The sequence below is a fragment of the Neisseria sp. P0021.S006 genome (assembly GCF_051956895.1).
Map to the genome: position 1 here is coordinate 1 of NZ_JBQCWZ010000901.1, position 590 is coordinate 590.

Annotated in this window: 1 protein-coding gene; it reads right to left on the reverse strand. The window is 50.2% G+C overall.

Features of this window, described 5'->3' with window-relative positions; translation table 11 throughout:
• Positions 1-3: 3 nt before the first annotated feature.
• Complete coding sequence (locus ACTHUM_RS17795) at positions 4-411, reverse strand: phage holin family protein (protein WP_440403662.1); 408 nt, start codon at positions 409-411, stop codon at positions 4-6.
• Positions 412-590: the final 179 nt, after the last annotated feature.

Here is a 590-nt window from a genome sequence, read left to right on the forward strand (position 1 = left end):
TCTTCATACTCCTGTTGCTTCATTATCCGCATCCTTGTCTATCTCACCGCGCAAATACGCAATATCCGATCGAATATCCTGCAAGGTCTCAGCCACGCGACTGCCCTGCTCCCGATAATCTGCCGATACTTTGCGGAACAATACGGCAATAATCAGCAGACTCACGAAGAAAATGCCGAAAAACACCCACAAAGCCGCAACATCCGTCAGCACGCGGTTCAATCCGAACAGCAAACCGACCAAGCCCACCATCAACAGCGCGCCGGACAACACCAGCCAAATCGCCAAACGGAACACATTCTCCGCCTGACGCGTCAAATCCAAGCTCAATACCTGCAAACGCAGCAACAGCAAATCCGCGCCCTGATTCAACAAAGCCTTGCCATGTTCAAAACGCTGGCGAATTCCCATCTCGATTATCCTTTTTTCTTAGGAAACATAAGGCTAAGGCCGTCTGCACGGCGCAATGAAATCCATGATTTCATGTGCACGCCTGTTCAGACGGCCTTAACATATTCACATTAACGACGGTTCAACAACACACCGACAACCAAACCGGCCAATGCGGCAAAACCCATCGCATAGTATGG

Excerpts from the sequence above, each read along its gene's own strand:
- ACTHUM_RS17795 (WP_440403662.1), bottom strand. The coding sequence starts at position 411 with ATGGGAATTCGCCAGCGTTTTGAACATGGCAAGGCTTTGTTGAATCAG.